At 41.8% G+C, this 24,316-nt stretch carries 22 protein-coding genes and 10 tRNA genes; 23 read left to right on the top strand and 9 right to left on the bottom strand.

Features of this window, described 5'->3' with window-relative positions; genetic code table 11:
* Positions 1–32: 32 nt before the first annotated feature.
* Both QL229_RS02400 and ppiB read right to left on the bottom strand, forming a co-directional pair.
* Positions 33–767 carry a UDP-2,3-diacylglucosamine diphosphatase gene (locus QL229_RS02400; protein ID WP_138558165.1) on the bottom strand — a complete coding sequence of 245 codons (735 nt, stop codon included), beginning with the start codon at positions 765–767 and terminating at the stop codon, positions 33–35.
* A gap of 56 nt (positions 768–823) precedes the next feature.
* The gene (ppiB, locus tag QL229_RS02395; RefSeq protein WP_135923978.1) at positions 824–1,315 is read right to left on the bottom strand and encodes a peptidylprolyl isomerase B; all 492 of its coding nucleotides are present in this window, start codon (positions 1,313–1,315) and stop codon (positions 824–826) included.
* Between the two features lie 177 nt (positions 1,316–1,492).
* Between ppiB and cysS the strand changes: the two genes are divergently transcribed.
* Together cysS and QL229_RS02385 are read left to right on the top strand one after the other, a co-directional pair.
* A complete protein-coding gene (gene cysS / locus QL229_RS02390; protein WP_138558164.1) occupies positions 1,493–2,872 on the top strand; it encodes a cysteine--tRNA ligase in 1,380 nt (459 codons plus the stop codon).
* Between the two features lie 135 nt (positions 2,873–3,007).
* A complete protein-coding gene (locus QL229_RS02385) occupies positions 3,008–3,892 on the top strand; it encodes an EamA family transporter (RefSeq protein ID WP_138558163.1) in 885 nt (294 codons plus the stop codon).
* A 50-nt stretch (positions 3,893–3,942) separates the two neighbouring features.
* Here the strand turns inward: QL229_RS02385 and folD are convergent, their stop codons facing one another.
* Positions 3,943–4,797, bottom strand: a complete 855-nt coding sequence (folD, locus tag QL229_RS02380; protein WP_135923981.1) for a bifunctional methylenetetrahydrofolate dehydrogenase/methenyltetrahydrofolate cyclohydrolase FolD — start codon at positions 4,795–4,797, stop codon at positions 3,943–3,945.
* A 341-nt stretch (positions 4,798–5,138) separates the two neighbouring features.
* On the opposite strand from folD, the gene QL229_RS02375 reads away from it, so the two are divergent.
* The 18 genes from QL229_RS02375 (at position 5,139) to QL229_RS02290 (ending at position 16,304) form a co-directional block, all read left to right on the top strand.
* Positions 5,139–5,215, top strand: a tRNA-Pro gene (locus tag QL229_RS02375).
* A gap of 50 nt (positions 5,216–5,265) precedes the next feature.
* A tRNA-Arg gene (locus tag QL229_RS02370) sits at positions 5,266–5,342 on the top strand.
* Positions 5,343–5,365: 23 nt separating this feature from the next.
* A tRNA-His gene (locus tag QL229_RS02365) sits at positions 5,366–5,441 on the top strand.
* A 15-nt stretch (positions 5,442–5,456) separates the two neighbouring features.
* A tRNA-Pro gene (locus QL229_RS02360) sits at positions 5,457–5,533 on the top strand.
* A 50-nt stretch (positions 5,534–5,583) separates the two neighbouring features.
* Positions 5,584–5,660: transfer RNA gene (locus tag QL229_RS02355), tRNA-Arg, on the top strand.
* 23 nt (positions 5,661–5,683) lie between these two features.
* A tRNA-His gene (locus QL229_RS02350) sits at positions 5,684–5,759 on the top strand.
* A gap of 15 nt (positions 5,760–5,774) precedes the next feature.
* Positions 5,775–5,851 (top strand) — tRNA-Pro (locus tag QL229_RS02345).
* A gap of 50 nt (positions 5,852–5,901) precedes the next feature.
* A tRNA-Arg gene (locus QL229_RS02340) sits at positions 5,902–5,978 on the top strand.
* Positions 5,979–6,001: 23 nt separating this feature from the next.
* Positions 6,002–6,077: transfer RNA gene (locus QL229_RS02335), tRNA-His, on the top strand.
* Positions 6,078–6,092: 15 nt separating this feature from the next.
* Positions 6,093–6,169 (top strand) — tRNA-Pro (locus QL229_RS02330).
* A gap of 574 nt (positions 6,170–6,743) precedes the next feature.
* Positions 6,744–8,048 carry a trigger factor gene (gene tig / locus QL229_RS02325; protein ID WP_135923982.1) on the top strand — a complete coding sequence of 435 codons (1,305 nt, stop codon included), beginning with the start codon at positions 6,744–6,746 and terminating at the stop codon, positions 8,046–8,048.
* Between the two features lie 275 nt (positions 8,049–8,323).
* The gene (gene clpP / locus QL229_RS02320) at positions 8,324–8,941 is read left to right on the top strand and encodes an ATP-dependent Clp endopeptidase proteolytic subunit ClpP (protein ID WP_138558162.1); all 618 of its coding nucleotides are present in this window, start codon (positions 8,324–8,326) and stop codon (positions 8,939–8,941) included.
* Between the two features lie 135 nt (positions 8,942–9,076).
* Positions 9,077–10,360 carry an ATP-dependent protease ATP-binding subunit ClpX gene (gene clpX / locus QL229_RS02315; RefSeq protein ID WP_135923984.1) on the top strand — a complete coding sequence of 428 codons (1,284 nt, stop codon included), beginning with the start codon at positions 9,077–9,079 and terminating at the stop codon, positions 10,358–10,360.
* Between the two features lie 143 nt (positions 10,361–10,503).
* The gene (gene lon / locus QL229_RS02310; protein ID WP_281546445.1) at positions 10,504–12,864 is read left to right on the top strand and encodes an endopeptidase La; all 2,361 of its coding nucleotides are present in this window, start codon (positions 10,504–10,506) and stop codon (positions 12,862–12,864) included.
* A gap of 196 nt (positions 12,865–13,060) precedes the next feature.
* Positions 13,061–13,351, top strand: coding sequence for an HU family DNA-binding protein (locus QL229_RS02305; RefSeq protein WP_175580427.1), 291 nt, complete (start codon positions 13,061–13,063; stop codon positions 13,349–13,351).
* Between the two features lie 197 nt (positions 13,352–13,548).
* The gene (ppiD, locus tag QL229_RS02300) at positions 13,549–15,450 is read left to right on the top strand and encodes a peptidylprolyl isomerase (protein ID WP_253038056.1); all 1,902 of its coding nucleotides are present in this window, start codon (positions 13,549–13,551) and stop codon (positions 15,448–15,450) included.
* A 96-nt stretch (positions 15,451–15,546) separates the two neighbouring features.
* On the top strand, positions 15,547–15,945 hold the full coding sequence (locus QL229_RS02295; RefSeq protein WP_138558160.1) for a GNAT family N-acetyltransferase: 399 nt from the start codon (positions 15,547–15,549) through the stop codon (positions 15,943–15,945).
* Entirely contained in the window at positions 15,942–16,304 is a 363-nt protein-coding gene (locus QL229_RS02290; protein ID WP_138558159.1) for a cupin domain-containing protein, read from the top strand. The genes QL229_RS02295 and QL229_RS02290 overlap by 4 nt, the downstream gene beginning before the upstream one ends.
* An 83-nt stretch (positions 16,305–16,387) precedes the next feature.
* Here QL229_RS02290 and QL229_RS02285 read toward each other — a convergent pair whose 3' ends face one another.
* The 6 genes from QL229_RS02285 to pspF are packed head-to-tail and all read right to left on the bottom strand — an operon-like array spanning position 16,388 to position 22,757.
* The gene (locus tag QL229_RS02285; RefSeq protein ID WP_138558158.1) at positions 16,388–17,149 is read right to left on the bottom strand and encodes an ATP-binding cassette domain-containing protein; all 762 of its coding nucleotides are present in this window, start codon (positions 17,147–17,149) and stop codon (positions 16,388–16,390) included.
* A complete protein-coding gene (locus QL229_RS02280) occupies positions 17,149–18,141 on the bottom strand; it encodes an oligopeptide/dipeptide ABC transporter ATP-binding protein (protein ID WP_135923990.1) in 993 nt (330 codons plus the stop codon). The genes QL229_RS02285 and QL229_RS02280 overlap by 1 nt, the downstream gene beginning before the upstream one ends.
* Positions 18,142–18,143: 2 nt before the next feature.
* On the bottom strand, positions 18,144–19,037 hold the full coding sequence (locus QL229_RS02275) for an ABC transporter permease subunit (RefSeq protein ID WP_135923991.1): 894 nt from the start codon (positions 19,035–19,037) through the stop codon (positions 18,144–18,146).
* Positions 19,024–20,058 carry an ABC transporter permease gene (locus tag QL229_RS02270; protein WP_138558157.1) on the bottom strand — a complete coding sequence of 345 codons (1,035 nt, stop codon included), beginning with the start codon at positions 20,056–20,058 and terminating at the stop codon, positions 19,024–19,026. Before QL229_RS02270 ends, QL229_RS02275 begins: the two co-directional genes overlap by 14 nt.
* On the bottom strand, positions 20,058–21,635 hold the full coding sequence (locus QL229_RS02265; protein WP_235382079.1) for an ABC transporter substrate-binding protein: 1,578 nt from the start codon (positions 21,633–21,635) through the stop codon (positions 20,058–20,060). Before QL229_RS02265 ends, QL229_RS02270 begins: the two co-directional genes overlap by 1 nt.
* Before the next feature lie 45 nt (positions 21,636–21,680).
* Positions 21,681–22,757, bottom strand: a complete 1,077-nt coding sequence (gene pspF, locus QL229_RS02260; protein ID WP_135923994.1) for a phage shock protein operon transcriptional activator — start codon at positions 22,755–22,757, stop codon at positions 21,681–21,683.
* A gap of 188 nt (positions 22,758–22,945) precedes the next feature.
* Here pspF and pspA point away from each other — a divergent pair, with 188 nt between their 5' ends.
* The 3 genes from pspA to pspC are packed head-to-tail and all read left to right on the top strand — an operon-like array spanning position 22,946 to position 24,297.
* A complete protein-coding gene (gene pspA / locus QL229_RS02255; RefSeq protein ID WP_135923995.1) occupies positions 22,946–23,608 on the top strand; it encodes a phage shock protein PspA in 663 nt (220 codons plus the stop codon).
* Between the two features lie 57 nt (positions 23,609–23,665).
* Positions 23,666–23,899: an envelope stress response membrane protein PspB gene (gene pspB / locus QL229_RS02250; protein ID WP_036969793.1), complete on the top strand. Its 234-nt coding sequence runs from the start codon at positions 23,666–23,668 to the stop codon at positions 23,897–23,899.
* Entirely contained in the window at positions 23,896–24,297 is a 402-nt protein-coding gene (gene pspC / locus QL229_RS02245) for an envelope stress response membrane protein PspC (protein WP_135923996.1), read from the top strand. The genes pspB and pspC overlap by 4 nt, the downstream gene beginning before the upstream one ends.
* Positions 24,298–24,316 lie beyond the last annotated feature (19 nt).

The raw sequence follows: 24,316 nt of genomic DNA, 5'->3' as shown, positions 1-24,316 counted from the left end.
CAATACTGGTTAAAGCATAGTTAAAAAATTGCTTATTTAAAGGGCGTGTGGACTAGTTTTTGCTGCTCTGGAGTAGCTCTTAAGTATGAACCTTGCTCATACCAGTCACCCAGTACAGTGCGGGTTAGTGTTTTTCCATTTTGCTTATAGTGATGCACATTAGGGCGGTGAGTATGACCGTGGATCATATTAGTAACCTGATGCTTTTCAAACATGGCTAAAACCGCATCTTCGGTCACATCTAAAATCTCTAATGTTTTACCAGCTTGGCTTTGTTTTGATTTTTCGCGGGCGTTGCGAGCAATCTTCTTGCGATACCAAAGCGGCATAGCAAGCATTAATTTTGGCCACCACCAACCACGGCTTTTTTTGCGAAACTTTTGATATTCAACATCTTGGGTGCACATTTCATCACCATGCAGGATAACCGTTGGGGTGCCGTATAAATCAATAACAACTTGTTCGGGTAATAAAGTCATACTCGCGCTTTTGGCATAGCCTTCACGCATAATGAAATCGCGGTTACCATGAATAAAAAACACCTTAGTACCACTTTCACTTACCTGGCTTAAACGTGTGGCAACGCTCACTGAAAGGTCAGTTTGATAGTCATCACCTACCCATACTTCAAAAAAGTCACCTAAAATATACAGGGCATCAACGTCATCATTAATAATCTTGCTATCAAGAAAATCAAAAAATGCCGCAGTGATGTCTGGGCGGTTTTCTGTTAAGTGGAGGTCGGCAATAAAATAACTTTGTTTCATGGTTACTCGCAAAAAAGCGGGCAAAGGCCCGCTTAAAAAAGTACTAAACGATTAAATTAGCTAACCGTTACTTTTTCGATAATTACATCTTCAAGTGGTACGTCTTGGTGGAAACCTGCGCTGCCAGTTGCAACACCTTTGATTTTGTTTACCACGTCCATACCTTCAACAACTTCTGCAAACACGCAGTAGCCCCAGCCTTGTGAAGTTTCACTGCTGAAGTTTAAGAAGTCATTGTCGTTAACGTTAATGAAAAACTGCGCAGTTGCTGAATGTGGATCCGGCGTGCGCGCCATTGCTAATGTGCCTACTTTATTTGCAAGGCCATTGTTTGCTTCATTTTCGATAGGGTTGTTTACTTCTTTTTGAACCATACCTGGCTCAAAGCCACCGCCTTGTACCATAAAACCATCAATTACACGGTGAAAGATAGTGCCGTTGTAAAAGCCAGAGTTTGCATACTCTAAGAAGTTTTTAACTGTGTTTGGTGCATCGTTTTCGTGCATTTTGATGGTGATGTCACCAAAGTTTGTGTGTAGTACAACCATGAGGTTTCCTATATCTGGTTTAATAATGGCACTATTTTATAGTAGTTGTCTTTGATTAACAAAGAGCTTGTTTAAAACGATTAACAAAGTGCTTATTCAATTGATAAAGCGCTAGAGCAGCGGCTTTGCAAGTGTTAACATAGAGAATCTCGAAACACCGTTAAGGACATTTTATAAATGGTACAAATTTACAACACACTTACGCGACAAAAAGAGCAGTTTAAACCCCTTGTTGATGGCAAAATCGACATGTATGTGTGTGGTATCACCATTTATGATTACTGCCATATCGGTCATGCACGTACATTTGTAGGGTTTGATGTAATTGTTCGTTACCTTCGTCACATCGGCTACGATTTAAAATATGTACGTAACATCACCGATGTTGACGACAAAATTATCAAACGTGCTAACGAAAAAGGCGAGTCTATCAATGATTTAACGACTCGCATGACTAAAGCAATGCATGAAGACTTTGACAGCTTAAATATGTTGCGTCCTGATGTTGAGCCAACCGTAACAAACCATATGGATGAAATCATCGCTATGGTTGAACGTTTAATTGCGAAAGGCCATGCCTACATTGCAGCTGATGGTGATGTATTATTTGATGTCTCTACATTTGAGCAATACGGTGCTTTATCACAACAAGACTTAACCATGCTACAAGCAGGTTCACGCGTTGAAGTTGCACAAGATAAGCAAGATCCACTTGATTTCGTGCTATGGAAAAAAGCCAAGCCAGGTGAGCCTTCGTGGTCATCACCATGGGGTGAGGGTCGTCCAGGATGGCACATCGAATGTTCGGCAATGAGCTCTAAGCATTTAGGTGAGCATTTTGATATTCACGGTGGTGGTTCAGATTTACAATTCCCACACCATGAAAACGAAATTGCTCAGTCATGCTGCGCAAATAACGGCAAGTACGTTAATACGTGGATCCACACAGGTATGGTACAGGTTAATAAAGAGAAGATGTCTAAGTCATTAAACAACTTCTTTACCGTGCGTGACGTATTGAAAGAGTACGATGCTGAGTCAGTTCGTTACTTCTTAATTTCAGGTCATTACCGTAGCCAACTTAACTATTCGCAAGAAAATTTAGAGCAAGCGCGTTCGTCACTTGAGCGTATTTACACCGCACTGCGCGGGGTGACACCAATCGAATGTGATTTAGCCAGCAATGAATACGTGGCTAAATTCAGAAAAGCAATGGATGATGACTTTAATACGCCAGAAGCACTACCTGTGTTATTTGAGCTTGCGAAAGAACTAAATCGTGTTAAAGACAGCGATGCAGAACAAGCTGGTAAGTTGGCTTATGTACTTCGCAGTGTTGCAGAGGTATTAGGCGTTGCACAACAAGACCCAGAAGCCTTCCTACAAGGTGGCCAAGCTGATGACGAAGTCGCACACATCGAAGCCTTGATTGCAAAACGTAACGAAGCTCGTGCCAGCAAAGATTGGGCAGCTGCTGATGAAGCCCGTGATGCACTTAATGCACTCGGTGTTGTACTCGAAGATTCTGCGGGTAAAACAACATGGCGTAAAGCTTAAGTATCCACCGAGATATTACAAATTGAAAAGGTTGCCGAGAGGCAACCTTTTTTGTTTTTAACTGGGCATAGCTATTGACCTAAACCTTACTTGAGGTTTTATTTTTACGCTACTTTTCACTAACAAGGACAGACATTGAATATTTTACTTGCCATGATCCCTGCTTTTTTATGGGGTACTACCTATGCTGTGACTAAATATGCCACTCCAGATTGGCCGCCATTATTATTAGGTGCATTGCGCGCATTGCCTGCAGGATTATTACTTTTATTACTTAAGCCTAGTTTACCAACTCGATCGCAGTGGCCAAGTTTATTGACTTTAGGTGCTGTGAATATAGCGCTGTTTTTTGCCTTTATTTTTATCATGGCGGTGAATCTTCCTGCAGCTATTGCTGGGGTGGGGATGGTGTCAGTGCCGGTTGTCGCTTTGCTGTATGCATGGATTGTAAAAGGACAGCGTCCAGCAAGAGTTCAAGCATTTTGCGCCATAGCCTTGGTTGTACTGGCGTGGTTATTGTTTGATCCAGCTTACGTCACATTAAATGTATTGGGAGTAGCGGCTTTATTGGGGGCCTTACTGACTATTGTGATTGGTAGCACCTTAGTACAAAGTTTGTCGGTGCACATACATTGGTGGGTGGTACTTACTTGGCAGTTAATCATTGGTGGCAGCATATTATTGCTAGCTGCTTTTGTCGATGGAAGTTTGCTAAACCCAGAGCAATACCAAGTGGTATTTGAGCCTATTTCAGCGCTGCAATACTCTGCGCTATTTTGGTTAATCGTGCCCAATACTGCCATTGCCTATACTCTGTATGTTTGGTTATTAGGGCGCATGAGTGTGGCTGAGTTTTCATTTGGCACCATTGCCAACCCAATCGCGGGAATAGTATGCGCTGTTTTGCTCATAAACGAACAATACCAAGACTGGCAATACCTATTGATGTTTATGATGATTGTATTTTCAGTGCTACCTCAGATGCTAAAGCTTAAGCAGTTAAAACTACAAAAAACTTAAAAGCAAAAAAGGCTGCCCATTGGCAGCCTTTTGCAATAATTCAGCTCTTCTTAGCTGTGATATTTTTCACATGCTTCAAGCGTATTTTCAATTAAGCTTGCAACAGTCATCGGGCCAACACCACCTGGTACAGGTGTAATGAAATGCGCTTTTTGTTCAGCCACATCATATTGAACATCACCAACAAGCTTTCCTGATTCAAGACGGTTAATACCTACATCAATCACAATAGCGCCTTCTTTCACCCAGTCACCCGGAATAAATTCAGGTTTACCAACCGCAACCACTAATAAATCAGCGCGGCGAACATGTGTTTCTAAATCTTGTGTAAACTTGTGACATACCGTTGTTGTACAGCCAGCAAGTAAAAGCTCAAGCGACATAGGACGACCAACAATGTTAGAAGCACCAACAACGACTGCATGCATCCCTTTATAACGAACACCTGTAGAGTCGAGTAGGGTGATGATCCCCTTTGGCGTACAAGGACGAAGTGCCGGCATACGCTGTGCTAAACGACCAATATTGTAAGGGTGGAAACCATCAACATCTTTATGAGGAGTAATACGCTCAAGAATTTTTTCAGCATCAAGGCCTTGTGGTAAAGGCAGTTGCACTAAGATACCGTCTACTTCTTTGTCTTCATTAAGTTGGTCAATTAAAGCAAGTAAGTCGTGTTCTGTGGTGTCGCCAGGTAAATCGTAAGACTTAGATACAAAGCCGACTTCTTCACATGCTTTACGCTTAGAGCCAACGTAGACTTGGCTTGCTGGGTCTTGACCAACTAACACTACTGCTAGTCCTGGTGCACGTAAACCGTTTGCTACACGCTCTGCAACACGTTCAGCTACATTACTGCGTACTTGTTTAGCTATTGCTTTACCATCGATGATGTTTGCCGTCATGGGTGACCTTTCATTGGGGTTAGTTAACTTGATACTGATACATCAAAATATGATCATCCAATAAAGGGGGCGTGGATACACAAATCGTGTTTGTTTGATCATATTTATTAATGTTGTGTATTTTCGCAGAAAAGCATCATAGCGCCAAGATGCAATTGTATATAAAGCGATACTTTATAAAAAAGAGTTCAAATTTTAGCTTATATTTGCAATATTTAACCATTATGAACTAAAAGTGACCGATTGAATTATTTTCTTAAAAAAAAGTTTGACCTAACACGGCCAAATCACTATTATGCACCCCGTTGTTAACGAGGTCACTCGCAAACAACAGTAAGCATCGGCGATTAGCGCAGTTTGGTAGCGCACTTGGTTTGGGTCCAAGGGGTCGCAGGTTCAAATCCTGCATCGCCGACCACTTCTTCTTTAAGAAGCGGTGCTTACAGGCAAACTTTTGAAGTTTTCGATGCGCCCGTAGCTCAGCTGGATAGAGCAACGCCCTTCTAAGGCGTTGGTCGAAGGTTCGAATCCTTCCGGGTGCGCCATTTGAAAATATGTAAATGCCGTGGTGATTGTAGCTCAGTTGGTAGAGCCCCGGATTGTGATTCCGGTTGTCGTGGGTTCGAGCCCCATCAGTCACCCCAATTTACTTAAGATATCGGCGATTAGCGCAGTTTGGTAGCGCACTTGGTTTGGGTCCAAGGGGTCGCAGGTTCAAATCCTGCATCGCCGACCACTTCTTCTTTAAGAAGCGGTGCTTACAGGCAAACTTTTGAAGTTTTCGATGCGCCCGTAGCTCAGCTGGATAGAGCAACGCCCTTCTAAGGCGTTGGTCGAAGGTTCGAATCCTTCCGGGTGCGCCATTTGAAAATATGTAAATGCCGTGGTGATTGTAGCTCAGTTGGTAGAGCCCCGGATTGTGATTCCGGTTGTCGTGGGTTCGAGCCCCATCAGTCACCCCAATTTACTTAAGATATCGGCGATTAGCGCAGTTTGGTAGCGCACTTGGTTTGGGTCCAAGGGGTCGCAGGTTCAAATCCTGCATCGCCGACCACTTCTTCTTTAAGAAGCGGTGCTTACAGGCAAACTTTTGAAGTTTTCGATGCGCCCGTAGCTCAGCTGGATAGAGCAACGCCCTTCTAAGGCGTTGGTCGAAGGTTCGAATCCTTCCGGGTGCGCCATTTGAAAATATGTAAATGCCGTGGTGATTGTAGCTCAGTTGGTAGAGCCCCGGATTGTGATTCCGGTTGTCGTGGGTTCGAGCCCCATCAGTCACCCCAATTTACTTAAGATATCGGCGATTAGCGCAGTTTGGTAGCGCACTTGGTTTGGGTCCAAGGGGTCGCAGGTTCAAATCCTGCATCGCCGACCACTTTTAAAGATTTATGGTCAAAGAACGATTGGTTTGGGTATATCCAATTCAGTCGCAGGTTCAAATCCTGCATCGCCGACCACTTTTAAAGATTTATGGTCAAAGAACGATTGGTTTGGGTATATCCAATTCAGTCGCAGGTTCAAATCCTGCATCGCCGACCACTTTTAAAGATTTATGGTCAAAGAACGATTGGTTTGGGTATATCCAATTCAGTCTCAGGTTCAAATCCTGCATTGCCGACCACTTCTTAATATCTAAATACCTCCTTTAAATCAGCCTAATTTAACTTTGTTATTTTACTGCGTTCGTTTTTTCAGCACTTAAACGCTGAATGCTGCTATATACGCCAAATAATTGCCCCCTAGACTCGACTATCATAAATATTAGGTTATAATGCCGCGTCTATTGTTTAACATAGTGCCCATAGAGGCAAAGCAGCAATGGTATCTCATGGTTACAATGCGCCGTTTTAAGTTGAATTTTTCAGCATTAAAACTTGCTATCACTCATGGAGATCACCTTGTTTGTAAGGAAGGCGAACAGTCGCCAAAATTGAAGATTGAGGTAAATCATGCAAGTTTCTGTTGAGACGACTCAAGGCCTTGAGCGCCGTCTGACCATCACCGTTCCTGCAGAGAACGTTGAGACTGAAGTTAAAAAACGCTTACAACAACTGTCTAAAACCCAGCGTATCGATGGTTTCCGCCCAGGTAAAGTACCTGCGTCTATCATCAACAAGCGTTACGGTGCAGCAGTGCGTCAAGAAGTTGCTGGCGAATTAATGCAACGCAACTACATCGAAGCAATCGTTTCAGAAAAAATTAACCCAGCGGGTGCTCCAACTTTCGCACCTAAAGCATTAGAAGCTGGTAAAGATTTAGAATTCGATGCAACGTTTGAAGTTTACCCGGAAGTTGAAATCCAAGGTTTAGATAAAATTGCTGTTGAAAAACCAGCAGTATCTGTAACTGACGAAGACCTAGCTAACATGCTAGAAACTCTACGTAAGCAACACGCTTCTTGGGCTGAAGTTGATGCAGCTGCAGGCGAGAACGATCGTGTAACTATCGACTTCGTTGGTTCTATCGACGGTGAAGAGTTTGAAGGCGGTAAAGCTGAAGACTTCCCACTAGAACTTGGTCAAGGTCGTATGATCCCAGGTTTTGAAGACAACATCGTTGGTAAAAAAGCGGGCGAAGAAGTTGTTGCTGAAGTAACTTTCCCTGAAGAGTACCATGCTGAAAACCTTAAAGGTAAAGCTGCTTCTTTCGCAATCACTGTTAAGAAAGTTGAAACTCAAGAGCTTCCTGAGCTTAACGATGAGTTCGCAACTAAATTCGGTGTAGCTGAAGGCGGTGTTGACGCTCTTAAAGAAGAAGTTAAAAAGAACATGACACGTGAGCTTGACCAAGCGGTTAAAGCTAACGTTAAAGACCAAGCTATCAAAGGTCTTTTAGCTAACAACGAAATCGAAGTGCCTAAAGCGCTAGTTGATCAAGAAATTGATGCACTACGTCAGCAAGCTGCACAACGTTTTGGTGGCGATGCTAAAAACATGCCTGAGCTTCCAGCTGAATTATTCCACGAGCAAGCTGTAACTCGCGTTAAGACTGGCCTATTACTAGGTGAAGTTATCAAGGCGAACGAGCTTAAAGTTGACGACGCTAAAGTTGAAGAGTTAATCGCAACTGTAGCTTCTGCATACGAAGATCCAACTGAAGTTGTAGAATACTACAAGTCAAATGATCAACTTATGCAACAAATGCGTAACGTAGCGATGGAAGAGCAAGCAGTTGAAGCTATCCTAGCTAAAGCAAACGTGACTGAAGTTGAAAAAGCATTCGACGACATCATGAATCCACAGCAAGGTGCTTAATAAGTCATTGACTTAAGCTCTCGCTAGCGATTAAATGGCTCGTGTTACTCTGTATATTTACAGCGTACCCGGGCCATTTTAGTTTGTGGTAGCAAGTTTCACAAAAACCGACAATACTAGATGTTATTTCAGAACATTTTTCAGTAAAGATTGAAATAGTGCCGAACCGTTCACATATAGTTAAAAAGATTGAACAGTTACTTTAATTAACATTAGTATTAATGTGCTTTCCTTATAGTAAGGATGAGTCGCAGCGGATAAGGAATTAAATAAGAATGAATAGCGGTATGATAGACCCTCTAAACGCATTAGTCCCTATGGTTGTTGAGCAAACAGCAAAAGGGGAGCGCTCATATGATATTTACTCACGTCTTTTAAAAGAGCGCATTATTTTCTTAACAGGCCAAGTTGAAGATAACATGGCAAACCTGATTCTTGCACAAATGCTGTTTTTAGAATCAGAAAACCCAGAAAAAGATATTTATCTTTATATCAATTCGCCAGGTGGCTCTGTAACTGCTGGTATGGCAATCTACGATACAATGAATTTCATTAAACCTGATGTAAGCACTATTTGTGTGGGTCAAGCAGCTAGTATGGGTGCTTTTTTGTTATCAGGTGGCGCTAAAGGTAAGCGTTTTTGTTTACCTAACTCACGCGTGATGATCCACCAACCATTAGGTGGTTTCCAAGGTCAAGCATCTGACTTCGAAATTCATGCGCGCGAAATCTTATCGATTAAAGATAAGTTAAACCGTTTGATGGCAGAGCACACAGGTCAACCATTAGAGGTCGTATCACGCGATACTGACCGTGATAACTTTATGAGCGCAAGCGAAGCGGTTGAATACGGCCTAGTTGACTCTGTATTCTCTAGCCGCGAAACGAAGTAATCTGAATAGCTAATAATAACGTATTGTTAGCTATCACCCTTTACTATGCGAAAACTGATATTCTTTGATATAGTTAAACATAGTGAATTAGCAGTAGCCCAGTGCTACTGCCAACGTAATAAATGAGGTAGCTGAATGTCTGACACTCCTACAGACGGCGACAAAAGTAATAAATTGTTATACTGCTCTTTTTGTGGCAAAAGCCAGCATGAAGTTCGTAAACTTATTGCAGGCCCTTCAGTATACATTTGTGATGAATGTGTTGAGCTGTGTAATGATATCATCAGGGAAGAAATCAAAGACATTGCGCCAAAGCATAATGCGTCTGATAAATTACCTGTTCCAAAAGAAATTCGTAATCACTTAGATGATTATGTTATTGGCCAAGATCATGCAAAAAAAGTGCTGTCGGTAGCGGTATACAATCACTACAAACGCCTTCGTAATCAAAGTATTAATGCAGAAATTGAGCTAGGTAAGAGTAACATCCTATTAATTGGTCCTACTGGTAGTGGTAAAACATTACTTGCTGAAACCATGGCTCGTTTGCTCGATGTACCTTTCACTATGGCTGATGCGACTACGCTAACAGAAGCAGGTTATGTTGGTGAAGATGTTGAAAACATCATTCAAAAGCTACTGCAAAAATGTGACTACGACGTAGAGAAAGCGCAGCGTGGTATTGTTTACATTGATGAAATTGACAAGATTTCTCGTAAGTCTGATAACCCATCGATCACTCGTGACGTATCGGGCGAAGGTGTGCAACAAGCGTTACTTAAACTGATTGAAGGTACGGTTGCGTCTGTACCACCACAAGGTGGACGTAAGCATCCGCAGCAAGAATTCTTGCAAGTTGATACATCGAAGATTCTATTTATTTGTGGCGGTGCATTTGCTGGCCTTGATAAAGTGATCGAACAGCGTAGCCACAAAAATACAGGTATTGGTTTTGGCGCTCAAGTTAAGCAATCGGCAAGTAGCCGTAGTCTAAGCGAAACGTTTAAAGATGTAGAGCCAGAAGATCTTGTTAAATACGGCTTAATACCGGAATTTATTGGTCGTCTTCCTGTTGTCGCTACATTGACAGAACTAGATGAAGCGGCACTTATTCAAATTCTTAGCGAACCAAAGAATGCTCTAACTAAGCAATTCTCTGCATTATTTGCAATGGAAGATGTTGAGCTTGAGTTCCGTGAAGATGCGCTCAGTGCGATTGCTCACAAAGCAATGGAGCGTAAAACAGGTGCACGTGGCTTGCGTTCAATTGTTGAGGGTGTGTTACTTGATACTATGTATGAGTTGCCTTCAATGGATGATGTAAGCAAAGTGGTTATTGATGAAACCGTTATTAAAGGTGAATCAGACCCAATCTTAATTTACCAAAGTGGTAATCAAGATAAAGCTGCATCAGAATAAAGCTTTAATAGATTAATATTTAATCAGTTAAGTATAAAAAAGGAGCCAAAGGCTCCTTTTTTTACAAATATGTTGAACTTTCCCTTACATATCCCCATATACTTGAGTAATCTTTAAAATAAATGAAGTGCGAAGAGAATATAATGACGCTTGAGAGAACCGATCGAGTCGAAATCCCCGTGTTGGCACTGCGCGATGTTGTGGTATACCCGCACATGGTGATCCCGCTATTTGTTGGTCGTGAAAAATCAATAAAATGCCTAGAAGCGGCGATGGACAAGGACAAACAAATTTTCCTAGTGGCGCAAAAAGACGCCTCTGTTGATGATCCGCAGCAAGACGATATCTACCGTGTTGGCACCATTGCCACAGTACTTCAGTTATTAAAACTACCTGATGGCACCGTTAAAGTGTTGGTTGAAGGCACTCAACGCGCGAAAGTAGAAACATTTCTAGACAATGTTGATTTCTTTGTAGCTGAAGCGCAGTTTATTGAGTCAAACCATATTGATGAACAAGAGCAGGATGTCTTCATACGCAGCGCAATTAGCCAATTTGAAGGCTATGTAAAGCTTAATAAGAAGATTCCACCAGAAGTACTCACTTCTGTATCAGGTATTGATGAAGCCGCACGTCTTGCAGATACTATGGCAGCTCATATGCCACTGAAAGTGCCTGAAAAGCAAAAAGTACTTGAGATAGCTGATGTCACTGAGCGTCTTGAATACCTAATGGCGCTGATGGAAGGTGAAATTGACTTACTGCAAGTTGAGAAGAAAATCCGTACTCGCGTTAAAAAGCAGATGGAAAAATCGCAGCGAGAGTATTACCTCAACGAGCAAATGAAAGCGATTCAAAAAGAGCTTGGCGAACTTGATGATGTACCCGATGAATTCGAAGCAATTAAAAAACGCATCGAAGAGTCAGGTATGCCTAAAGAAGCGCAAGAAAAAGCGAACGCAGAGTTATCTAAATTAAAAATGATGTCGCCTATGTCGGCTGAAGCAACCGTAGTGCGCTCGTACATTGATACGCTTATCAATGTGCCTTGGAAAAAACGCTCTAAGGTGAAAAAAGACTTAGCTGGCGCACAAAAGATTTTAGACAGCGATCATCATGGTCTAGATAAAGTAAAAGAACGCATTATTGAGTATCTTGCGGTACAACAACGTACTAATAAACTCAAAGGCCCAATTTTATGTTTAGTCGGCCCTCCTGGTGTGGGTAAAACCTCATTAGGTCAGTCAATTGCACGTTCTACTGGTCGTAAATATGTTCGTATGGCCCTTGGTGGCGTTCGTGATGAAGCGGAAATCCGCGGTCATCGTCGTACTTACATTGGTTCTATGCCTGGTAAGTTAATCCAGAATATGACCAAAGTCGGCGTGAAAAACCCATTATTCTTATTAGATGAAATCGATAAGATGTCTTCTGATATGCGTGGTGACCCAGCATCAGCATTACTTGAGGTGCTTGATCCTGAGCAAAATAGTCATTTTGCTGATCATTACCTAGAAGTTGATTACGATTTATCAGACGTAATGTTCGTTGCAACATCAAATAGCTTCAACATTCCAGGCCCATTACTAGACCGTATGGAGGTTATTCGTCTATCGGGTTACACCGAAGACGAGAAGCTGAATATTGCTAAGCAGCATTTAATTCCAAAGCAAGTGAAGCGTAATGGTCTAAAAGAGGGTGAAGTTGAAATAGCTGATAGTGCAATTATTGGCATTATTCGCTACTACACTCGCGAAGCCGGTGTGCGTAACCTAGAGCGTGAAGTATCTAAACTTTGCCGTAAAGCTGTTAAGAATATCTTGTTAGATAAAGACACTAAAAAAGTGACTATCGATGAAGATAATCTAGAAGAGTTTTTAGGTGTACAACGCTTTGACTATGGTAAAGCTGAAGATGGTGACCGCATTGGTCAAGTAACCGGATTAGCGTGGACTGAAGTAGGTGGTGATTTACTGACTATCGAATCAGCTGCTGTTCCAGGTAAAGGTAAACTTACTTTCACCGGTTCACTTGGTGATGTAATGCAAGAGTCGATTCAAGCGGCCATGACGGTTGTTCGTAATCGTGCTGAAAAATTACGTATTAATAGCGACTTCCATGAAAAACGTGATATCCATGTTCACGTACCAGAAGGAGCAACACCAAAAGATGGCCCAAGTGCGGGTATTGCAATGGTAACTGGTTTAGTCTCGAGCTTAACAGGTAACCCGGTACGTTCTGATGTTGCTATGACAGGTGAAATCACTTTACGTGGTGAAGTGTTACCGATTGGTGGCTTAAAAGAAAAGTTACTAGCGGCTCATCGTGGTGGTATTAAAACCGTTATTATTCCAAAAATTAACGAACGTGACTTAAAAGAGATCCCAAACAATGTATTAGAGGGCCTTGAAATTCACCCAGTTACATGGATTGATGACGTTTTAAAACTGGCTTTAAAGCACCCAGTTGAGAGTTTTTCTGTCGAAACTGAAAAAAACCAGTAAAAAACCGCAAAAAAGTGCATTTAGGGGCTTTTCAAATACTAAGGGTATGATAAGTTAAGCACTAGTTTTCAAGCCTAGGCCTTATGTGGCCTAGGGTTGAGAAAAATATAATAAACTGAGCATAAATTTAATTTGCTTATAAATTTTCAAAACAGTGATGTTATTTTTTAAAAAATAATCGCTCTTGATAATAACAATGAAAGAGGATGATATTGTGAATAAATCTCAATTAATCGATCAAATCGCAGCTGACGCTGACATTTCTAAAGCGGCTGCAGGTCGTGCACTAGATTCATTCATCGAGGCTGTTTCAGGCGCTCTTAAAGATGGCGACTCAGTGGCGCTTGTTGGCTTTGGTACTTTCTCAGTACGTGAGCGTGCAGCACGTTCAGGTCGTAACCCGCAAACTGGTGAGACTATCCAGATTGCTGCGGCAAATATCCCTTCTTTCAAAGCAGGTAAAGCGCTGAAAGACGCAGTAAACTAATCAATAAGATTAGTTGGTGAGGATACCTAAGGACACTTAAATAGAATTTAGGTAACTTATCACCAGTTACTTCAAGTGAAAAAGCGTATCTGGTAAGATACGCTTTTTTTACATGAGCAGGGTTGATATCAATCAGCAATCATCCTTGATTATGCTAATTGGTATATTTTGTACCTGATCAGAATAGAGATAGATAAATGCTTGAGAAAATCAGAGAAGGTTCGCAGGGACCTGCAGCCAAAATTATTTTAGGCGCGGTGATTTTATCTTTTGCTTTAGCTGGGATTGGTGGTTATTTAGGACAAACCACAGAGCAACCCGTTGCAGAAGTAAATGGAGTTAAAATTAGCCAAACCGAGTTCAGCCGTGCTTACCAAAATGAACGCAATCGTTTAGAGCAACAGTTTGGTGAATACTTTGCACAAATCGCAGCTGATCCAAATTACATGGCACAAATTCGCCAAGGCGTGATTGACCGCTTAGTACAACAAGAATTGCAAACTCAACTAGCGGCAGAGTTAGGCCTTCGTGTAAGTGATGAGAGTGTTCGTAAAGCTATTTTAGAAATGCCTTACTTCCAAGTTGGCGGCCAATTTAGCAACGATCGTTACTTACAAGTTATTCGTCAGATGAACTTCCAGCCAGACGCTTTCCGAGAGTACTTACGTAAAGACATGACTCGCAGCCAACTTGTTGGTGCAGTTGCTGGTACTGACTTTATTCTTGAAAACGAATTAAATAATACTGTAGCGCTTCAACAGCAAACTCGTAGTATTGACTATTTAGTTGTGTCAAAAGAATCATTACAAGCGGGTATTGAAGTAACAGAGCAAGAAATTGCAGATTACTATGAATTAAATCAACCGCAATTTTTAGCGCCTGAACAAGTATCTGTCAGCTATATTGATTTAAATGCTGCAAACTTAACGTTGGATTCAAGTGTTTCAGAAGAAGATATCAAAGCATACTACGATCAAAACAGCGCACAATATATTGAGCCTGAAAAGCGTCGTGTATCACACATCTTAATTGATAACAGTGAAGACGATGATGCAGCAAAAGCGAAAGCTGAAGAGCTATTAGCACAACTGCAAAACGGTGCTGATTTTGCTGAACTAGCTGAATCATCTTCGGATGACGTTGTGAGTGCTGAAATGGGCGGTGATCTTGATTGGATCGAACGTGACATGATGGACCCAGCTTTTGAAGATGCAACGTATGCACTTGAGAACAAAGGTGACATTTCTGACGTTGTTGAATCAGAATTCGGCTATCACATCATCAAGCTCACTGATATTCAAAAACAGCAAGTTAAACCGTATGCTGATGTAAAAGATGAGCTTCGTGCTGAACTTGAACGTACTAAGAAAGTGAATGCGTTTTATGAAAAGCAAACTCAAATGGGAGAAATTGCTTTTGAAATTTCTGATACATTAACAGACGCTGCAGACGCAGCCGGTGTTGAAGTACAGAAAACAGAACTTGTGACACGTAACTCATTACCAGAGCCTTTAAATAACCCGCAAGTTGTTACTGCAATTTTCTCTCCTGAAGTGTTAGAAGATCGTATGAACTCAGAGGTTATTGAAGTGGGTGATGAGCACGCTGTTGTTGTTCGTGTAAACGACCATAAACCAGCAACGACTAAGCCACTTGAAGATGTATCAGAGCAAATTAAAGCAACACTGGTTGCACAGAAAGCCTCTGAACTTGCTAAAGAAAAAGCACGTACTTTATTTGCAGATATCGAAGCAGGTAAGAGCTTAAATGATGTTGCTACTGCCGAAGGTATTGAAGTGCGTCAAGAGTCTGCACTTGCTCGTCAAGCGTATACTGTGTCTCCGGCAATTGTACAGCAAGTATTTAAAATGCCGCATCCTCAGGATACGCCAGTGGTAGATGTTGTTGATCTGAATAATGGTGACTCTGCTATTGTTGCTTTAAAAGCAGTGAATGAAGCACAAAGCACCGATATTAACGAACAACAAAAACAAAACATCACTATGGCTCAAGTGAATAAAAACTACATGGTATTCATTGCTGCACTTAAAGCGCAAGCAGATGTAAAAGTACCAAAAGTTGTACAAGCTGCTGAATAAGTAGCAAAACAACTTAAATAAAAGGCGCCTTATGGCGCCTTTTTTGTTAACTTTTCAGGTAATTCTAACTCGTGAATAGGTATCAAAGGAGCATTTATGGAGTATCGCCTAATAGAGCAGTTACCAAGTGCGGAAGAATACTGTGCAATGCGCCTTAAGGCCGGCTTATCAGCTCGTTCATTAGCTGCGGCGAAAGCAGGGCTGCCAAACTCTCTTTATGCTATTTGTGTTCGCAAAGACGATGAGTTGATTGGCATGGGCCGTGTTATTGGTGATGGTGGTTGTAATTTTGAGGTAGTTGATATTGCTGTATCACCAGAATATCAAGGGCAAGGGTTAGGGCGTGTGATTATGGAACATGTTGACCGCTACATCGAATCTGCCGCCTTTGAAGGTAGTTATGTCACTATGGTCGCTGACAAACCAGGCTTTTACGAAAAGCTTGGCTACAAGTTTGTCGCACCACAAAGCCAAGGGATGTATAAAAAGTTTTGAGCACTATAGATAAACAAACAGCAGAGCACTACAAGTGGGGCAACAACTGTGATGGATGGCACTTAGTAAAGTCCAATACATTAAGTATTATTCAAGAGCATGTCCCAGCAGGTGAGGCTGAAGTAAAACACTACCATAAGCATGCAGAACAATTTTTCTTTGTACTTAGTGGCTGTGCCACCATTGAACTTGATGGCCAAATACACAAAGTGACTGCGCAACAAGGTTTGCATGTAAGTGCTGGCCGAGTTCATCAGCTAAGTAATCAAGGTACTGAACCACTGCATTTTATTGTTACATCTACACCACCAAGCCATGGTGATAGAATTGATGTGAAAAGCAGCAAGGAAAAAGAGTAAAGTTAATAGAGATATCAACATACTCGCGAAGGGAGGCGTTTAACGCCGAATTAAATTTAAAGTTGACGGCTGACACTTCAATGTCAGCAGTTCAACAATTTCTGTGTTACTTTAGATTGTGGATCTTGGAAAATTGCTTCGGTTTGGCCGTATTCAACAATCTCGCCGTGATCAAGTACTACGAGCTGGTCGCTGATGTGGCGCACCAGACTTAGATGATGGGTAATAAGCACATAGCTAAGTCCAGTATCTTTTTGTAGGCGTAGTAATAAGTTTACCGTTTGTGCGCGCACAGAAGGGTCTAGAGACGATAAAGCTTCATCAAGCACTACAACCTTGGGATCTAAAATTAAAGCCCGTGCAAGTGCTATACGTTGCATTTGGCCACTACTAAACATGTGTGGGTAATAATGTTGATGATCTAACAGCAAGCCCACCTTTGCGAGAGTTTGTTTAATTTTTTCTTCTCGCTCATCTTTATTTAAATCAGTGTTGTACTGTAAACAATCGTTCAGCATGTCGCCAATAGTTAAACCCGGATTTAATGACGCCTCAGAATCTTGGAAAATCAAGCGAATGTGGCGGCAGTCGTTATCACGTATGCCATCATTTTCTATAATATTGCCATCGAGCAATATCTGCCCTTTATCGGCACTGTCAGCGCCCGCTAATAACTTTGCAAGAGTACTTTTGCCTGAGCCAGTTTCACCGATAATAGCAATGGTCTCACCTTGGCTTAAGCAAAACGAAATATCTTTTAAAACAGAAAAGCGTTTTCGAGCAAACAAACCTGCTCGCAAGTTAAAACTTTTCGATAACGCTTGAACTTTTAGCAGCGGTTGCATTATTTCATCGCCTTAATTAACGGAAAATGACAGGCATAACTGTGACTATGGTGTTTAGTTAATTTTGGTGTAACCACACACTCTTTTTGCGCTTGCGGACAGCGCGGCCCTAGTCGGCAGCCTATTGGTAAATGCTGCAATGTAGGTATTGTGCCTTTAAGCGCATAAAAAGGTTCTTTGTGAGCAAGGCCTTGTTCGTAGTCAGGTAAGCTTTTTAATAGCGCTTGTGTATAGGGGTGATGTGGCTGGCTAAAAATACGGTTCGTCGGGCCAGCTTCAACCATTTGTCCGCAGTACAAAACATGCATACCGTGAGACCACTCAATAATCTCTTCAAGCTCGTGAGAGATCATCAAAATCGACATATTCTTTAGCTGATTCAAGCTTTTTAATAGTCTAAATACTTGCGCACGCGTGGTGCTCTCAAGGGCGGTAGTTGGCTCATCGGCAATCAATAGTTTTGGAGTACGCGCAATGGCCATGGCAATCATCACTTTTTGACAAATACCTTCAGAGAGCTCATGAGGGTAGCTGTCGAGTACCTTTTTATGATCTTTAATACCTACCTTGTGGATTAACGCTTTTACTCTGTCTTTACGCTGTTTATTACGTTTTAAGAAAAAGCCACTGGTCGCTTGTGTAGGTAAAGTTTCGGCAATTTGGTCAAATATCTTGGCAGTTGGGTCAAGACAGCGGCTTGGATCTTGGTAAATCATTGCAATGTCTTGACCAACTAGTTTACGGCGCTGTTCGTTTGATAAACGCATTAAGTCAACACCACGCCAGTGCATGCGATCAGCCGTAATATGCCAACGTTTATTTAATACGCCGACAATAGCTTTAGCGATGAGACTTTTACCTGAACCTGATTCACCAACTAATGCGTGTACTTCACCTTCTTTTAAGGTCAAACTGACCCTATCAACCGCACGAATAACGGTATCTGAGGTGCGTAACTCTATCGTTAGATTGCGAATGTCGAGTAATTGCATAGTTAGTCGGCCTTACGTTCTTTAAGCACTTGGCGTAACCCATCACCCACTAAATTGGTAGACAGTACCGCTAAAAATAATAATACGCCCGGTAAGCCTACAGTCCAAGGGGCAAGGTAAATTAAACCAAGGTTTTCTGCCAAAATTGCTCCCCACTCAGTAGTGGGTGGCTGTGCCCCCAGTTTTAAAAAGCCAAGTGCCGAGATATCCAAGATGGCTGTAGAGAGCGCCATGGTAAAAATAACCACAATGTGTTCGTAAATGTTCGGAAAGATCCCACGAGCAAGAATATGCCAGTTTGAAGCGCCATCAAGTTTAAACGCTGTAATGTAGTCTTTGTTGAGTTCTTCAACAATCAAATTACGTACCGAGTGAATGAACTGTGGCAATAAGGCTAAAATAATCGCCCAAACAGTATTCATAAGGCCAGGGCCTAAAATTGCAATAATAATGATGGCCAGCAACAGCGATGGAATTGATAAGGTAATATCGAGTAAGTGGTTCAAAAAGCTTGAGCGAATACCACGGCTGATACCCGCAAAGGTGCCCACTAACACGCCAATCACAGTAGTAATTAAGGCCGCAACAACCGACAAACCAAAGGTGTAGGTTGCGCCATTCATTAGCCTTGAGAGTACATCCCGGCCTAAATCATCGGTACCTAATAAAAAGCGCACATCGCCTGCGTCATGCCATGATGGAGGCAGCAATAGGGCGTCGCTATGTTGTTGATTCACACCATATGGCGCAAGTAATGGTGCTGAAATCGCCAGTAGTGCAAAAGCAATAAACAACCATAAGCCAACAAGGGCTGGGTGATTATTTTTGAATTTCCGCCAAAATCGCGCTAGTGGCGATTTATTCGACTCTTCAGAGAATAAATTAAACTTTGCCATGAGCTTGATTCCGCGAGAGTGGGTCGAAAAGGGTATAGGTTAACTCGGCAACGATAGTTGCTAAAATTACAAACATAGACACAGCCAACAACCCACCTTGAATTGCGGGGTAATCACGTTGATAAATGCTGTCTATTAACCAACGACCAATGCCCGGCCATGAGAAAATAACTTCGGTGATCATTGCAAGGGTGATCAAAGTACTAAACTGTAAACCGATTTGTTTGATAACCGGTAAAAGAGCATTACGAAGCGCATGGTGAAGGATTAATTGTGCACGGTTTAAGCCTTTTGCACGGGCTGTTTTAATGTAGCTTTGATCTAAAACTTTAAGCATAGAGTCACGGGTAAAGCGCACCAGTACGGTGGTTGGGTACATTGCAAGGACAATTGTTGGCAGTGTTAGATGATGTAGCGCATCCAAAAATGCCATGCCGTGATAGGGAAAATCAGTTGCAATAATATCAATAAGAATAAAGCCAGTAACCGGCTCTATTTCGTAAAGTAAGCCCATGCGACCAGACATAGGAAACCAGCCTAGTTGCAGTGAAAAAACCATGATTAATAGCAGCGCGAGCCAAAACACTGGCATCGAATAGCCAATAAGCGTGCCAGAGTTAATCAGTTTATCAGGCCAACGCTTGTAGTAGGCTGATGCTAAAATACCGCTTGGCACACCAACGGCCACAGATACAAATAACGCATAAAGGCTTAATTCAAGTGTGGCAGGGAATAGGTCTTTTATGTGTTGGAAAACACTCTCGCCAGATGCAAAAGAGACACCCCAATCGCCCTGACTAATTCGCTCTAAGAATGCAAAATACTGCACCACATAGTTTTCAGTAAAATGAAACCTTTCTTCAAGCGCATTAGTTTGCGAAAAGGTACTGTTTGTAATACCACTTAAGTTAGTAAGGGCATCACCGGGAAATAAAAAACTTAATGAAAACGTAAAGACGCTCAGAGTCAGCATCATAAACATTAATAGCGCTAGGCGGCGAAGAATATAATCGAGTATCATTATTCTTTCCTCGCATTAGCCAGTGATATACCGCCAAACGGGCTTAAATTGATACCTTTAACATCGCTACTTGCAGCTTGAAAGCGCATACCATGGGCTATCGGTAAAATAGGCAGTTCTTGCACGATAATACGCTGTGCCTGATTATAAAATTGCTTACGCTTTTCTAAATCAGTGGTATCAAGCGCTTGGGTCAGTAATAAATCGAATTCAGGGTTACACCAGTTAGCTGGGTTTTTACCGCTAAAGGTAGCAGTACAACTTAATAATGGACTCATAAAGTTATCAGGGTCAGGAGTGTCGGCAGCCCAGCCCAGTAAAACGCTGTCGTGGCGGTGTTCGCCAACCCGTTGTAAAAAAGTATTCCACTCATACTCGACGATATTAACGTTCACACCAATTTTGCGTAAATCGCTTTGCATTAGCTCTGCCATTTTACGTGCGTTGGGATTATAAATACGGCTTACCGGCATGGCCCAAATATTCATATCAAAGCCATTTTTATAGCCTGCTTCGGCAAGTAATGTTTTGGCAAGTGCAGGGTTAAATTCAGGCATGGCTTTTTGCGCTTCAAATGCCCAAGAGGCCGGAGGCAGTAATGACTGCGCCTTAATGCCGTTGCCGTAATAAACCGCTTGCATTATTTTGTCGATATCGATGGCACTGGCCAGTGCTTGACGAACGCGTACGTCATCAAAAGGTGGTCGCTCAGTGTTAAAGGCCCAATAACCAATATTTAAGTTTTGCTCTTTTTGAACAGTGATGTCGTCTCGCTGCGATAAAATACTCAACTGTGCACTGCTTGGGTGCGCAGTTACATCGCATTCTTTAGTGAGCATTTTCGCAACCCGTGTTGTGCCGTTTGGTGTTATGTCATACACCAATTGCTCAAGTACTACTGGGTGTTTCCAATAATCAGGATGACGATAATAGCGAATTAGACGATCGCGACGATACTCTTTGTATACATAAGGGCCGGTACCCACTGGGTATTGGTCAAATAAGTTTTCTTGGTTTCGTGCTTTAAGCTGCATGGCGTATTCTTCAGATAACACCACGGCAAAATCGGTTGCAAGGTTTGCTAAAAAGCTGCTTTCAGCATTATAGAGCTCAAACCGTACTTGATAATCAGAAACACGGACTATGCGACGAATTAGCTGATCAATACCCACACTTTGAAAGTAAGGGTAACTGGCATCGCCAACAAAGTGATAAGGGTTGTATACGTCAAATAGGCGACTGAAGGTAAAAATAACGTCGTCAGCATTAAACTCCCGAGTAGGAGTGAAGTATTTTGTAGTATGAAACTTTACCCCTTTACGAAGTGTAAAGGTAATGGCTTTACCATCAGGACTAATTTTCCAATCACTTGCCAACTCAGGCTGAAACTCAGCGGTGACAGGGTCAATACTGAGCAAGCGGTCATACAACTGATTAGCGATAATATCGATAGTCGAACCTGTCGTTGTCACTTGCGGATTAAACGACACAGGGTTTGCTTCAGCGCAATAGACTAAGCCCTGGTTTTTTTGTTCTGTGGTTTTTTCTTCGCTGTCTAGGCAGCCGACTAAGCACACCAAAGACAAAGCAAGTAACGGTTTAAACACCTGATTAGCCTCTAACTATTGCTGCTGATCTAATAAATTGTATTTTTTCAAATAGCCACGTAATTGATGATACGTTAATTCTAAGTGTTCTGCAGTTTTCTTTTGATTAAATTGGCTATGTTCGAGTGCTTTTTTGATCACATCTATCTCAAAGTCATTTGATAGCTGTTTTAGATTACAAGGAAATTGAATTTCAGGTTTATTCAGTGTCACCGTTTCTTGATTTTGAACTGTAGCAATAGGGGCAGCATGTTCGACACTAGCAACTGGAGCACTTGCAACCGCAGCTTTAACCCGTTGTTTAGGTCTAAATTTACTCGCGAATGGGTCTAAAATAATCTGGTGAACGGGAATATGTTCATTACCATGGCGATATAAGCTACGTTCAACCACATTCTTCAACTCACGGATATTACCGGGCCACTCATAAGATTGCAGTGTTTCGATGGCGCTACGAGTAAAGCCACTGAATAGCTCCCATTCAAGGTCGCGAGCCATATTAATTGCAAATTGTTCTGCTAGTAGCATGATATCTTCTTGGCGTTCACGAAGTGGAGGTAAGGTAATAACATCAAAGGCAAGACGGTCAAGTAAGTCGCTTCTAAATTCGCCTTGTTCAGCAAGCGTAGGTAAGTCTTCATTGGTGGCACACACTAAACGAGTATCTACTTTAACCGTTTGCTTACCACCAACGCGTTCAAATTCGCCATATTCAATAACGCGTAGAAGTTTTTCTTGCACCATCGCAGAGGTATTGGCTAATTCATCAAGGAATAGCGTACCGCCGTTAGCACGTTCAAAGCGGCCTTCGTGACGTTTGCTAGCACCTGTAAATGCGCCGCTTTCATGACCAAATAATTCGCTTTCGAGCAGGTTTTCGTTAAGCGCTGCACAGTTAAGCTTTATATAGTTTTGATCCCAACGCTTAGATAAAAAGTGCAAACGGGCAGCAATAAGTTCTTTACCCGTACCGCGCTCACCAATAATAAGGACAGGCTTTTCTAAACTTGCTAGTTGTGAAACTTGATCAAGCACACTTAAGAAACTGTCAGATTGGCCGAGTAAGTTATCCTGTTGGCGAAATTGGCTCATATTCCCTAACTCTTAGTCATTTTTACTAAGATCTAGTGTATTTCATTATCTTTGAGAACTAAAGAAATTTATAAATTTAGTTTAACTATTTGAATTTATTTGGTTATTCTAGGTTTATAAAAGTTGGCAAGCATATTGATACTAGATATACCAACTGATTAAGTTAAAACACCAAAGAGGTAAATGTTATGGGAATTTTTTCACGTTTTGCAGACATCGTTAATTCTAATATCAATGCCATCTTAGATAAAGCAGAAGACCCAGAAAAAATGGTTCGCCTGATCATCCAAGAGATGGAAGATACATTAGTAGAAGTTCGCTCTACATCAGCAAAAACACTTGCTGAGAAAAAAGAGCTAGTACGTCGCGTTGACACGTTAAAAGTTCAAGTTGCAGATTGGCAAGAAAAAGCTGAATTAGCACTCAGTAAAGACCGTGATGATTTAGCACGTGCAGCACTGATTGAAAAGCAAAAGTCAGCAGATGCAGTCGCAGCAGTTGAAACTGAGCTTGAACATGTAGAGTCTCACATCGAGAAACTACAGCAAGAAGTAAGCACGTTACAAGAGAAGCTAGCTGATGCAAAAGCGCGTCAAAAAGCAATCATCTTACGCCAACGCTCTGCTGAGTCTCGTCTTGAAGTTAAAAAAGCACTCGACAGCTCAAAAGTCGAAGACGCTTTAAACCGCTTCGAACGTTACGAAAACAAGATCGATGGTCTAGAATCACAAATAGAGTCTTATGATCTTGGTAAAAAATCATTAGCTGACGAAATTGCTGGTCTTCAGCAAGACGAAAAGATTGATGATGAGCTAGCTGAGCTTAAGAAAAAACTAGCAGATAAAAAATAATAAATGGGGGCGTGTCCCCCAATGCTTAAACACATGACGGATTGACAGGAGAGTAGCATGTTTGATGCAGAAGTTTTGATGGCACCCATTATCGTTTTTATGGTGGTTGTTGCCCCACTTTGGTTAATTTTACATTACCGTAGTAAAAAGCAAGTTAGCCAAGGTTTAAGTGAACATGAGCACCGCCAATTGTTAGAGCTTGCACAAAAAGCAGACAAAATGGCAGAGCGTGTTGAAACCTTAGAAGCCTTATTAGACCAAGAGGCTCCACAGTGGAGACGTAAAGTATGAGTACCAAACGCGAATTATTTAGAGACCCTGAGCGTGGCAAAATAGCAGGTGTATGCGCAGGTATCAGCGATTACTTCAACATGGAACTTTGGCTGGTACGTATTTTAGTGGTGACAGCAGTACTATTATCAGGCGGCCCGTTTATTGTTGTTGCTTATATCGCAGCGTGGTTTATTTTAGATAAAAAACCAACTGAAAAAACAGTGAAAAGCGCAGATAGCATTCACCAAGACCCGCTTGAAGTAAAATTTAAAGTATGGCAAAAAGGGGAACCACCTCGCCGTGCATTGCAAGATTTAAAAGATCGTCTTGCTCGAGTTGATGGTCGTTTACAAGAGATGGAACGCTATGTCACATCAACAGAATTTACGGTTAGCCGTGAAATCAACAAACTTTAAAGGATATAAACGCACCTTG

Source organism: Pseudoalteromonas sp. PAR1, from assembly GCF_947311895.1.
Classification (GTDB): Bacteria; Pseudomonadota; Gammaproteobacteria; order Enterobacterales; family Alteromonadaceae; genus Pseudoalteromonas; species Pseudoalteromonas lipolytica_C.
This window is presented reverse-complemented; position numbering and strand designations above follow the sequence as displayed.